At 66.9% G+C, this 347-nt stretch carries 1 protein-coding gene; it reads left to right on the forward strand.

All coding sequences use genetic code 11. The features are described from left to right. Positions 1-347, forward strand: a 347-nt coding sequence (gene nuoB / locus UK12_RS34005; RefSeq protein WP_156179140.1) for an NADH-quinone oxidoreductase subunit NuoB, incomplete at both ends; no start/stop codon positions are given.

Below are 347 nucleotides of genomic sequence, written 5' to 3' on the forward strand. Positions count from 1 at the left end.
GAGGAGACGCTGCCGGGCGGCTTCCTGCTCACCAGTGTGGATACCGCGGCGGGGTGGGTGCGGCAAGCCTCGCTCTTCGCGGCCAACCTGGGACTGGCCTGCTGCGCGATCGAGATGATGACACCCGGAGGCGGCCGCTACGACCTGGACCGGTTCGTCATGGAGGTGTTCCGGGGTTCGCCCCGGCAGGCCGAGCTGATGATCGTGGCCGGGCGGGTGAGCCAGAAGATGGCCCCGGTGCTGCGCCAGGTGTACGACCAGATGGCCACTCCGAGGTGTGTAATCTCGATGGGCTTCTGCCCCTCCTCGGGCGGGATGTTTAACAACTATGCGATCGTCCAGGGCGT

This window comes from Saccharothrix sp. ST-888 (genome assembly GCF_000955975.1).
GTDB lineage: Bacteria > Actinomycetota > Actinomycetes > Streptomycetales > Streptomycetaceae > Kitasatospora.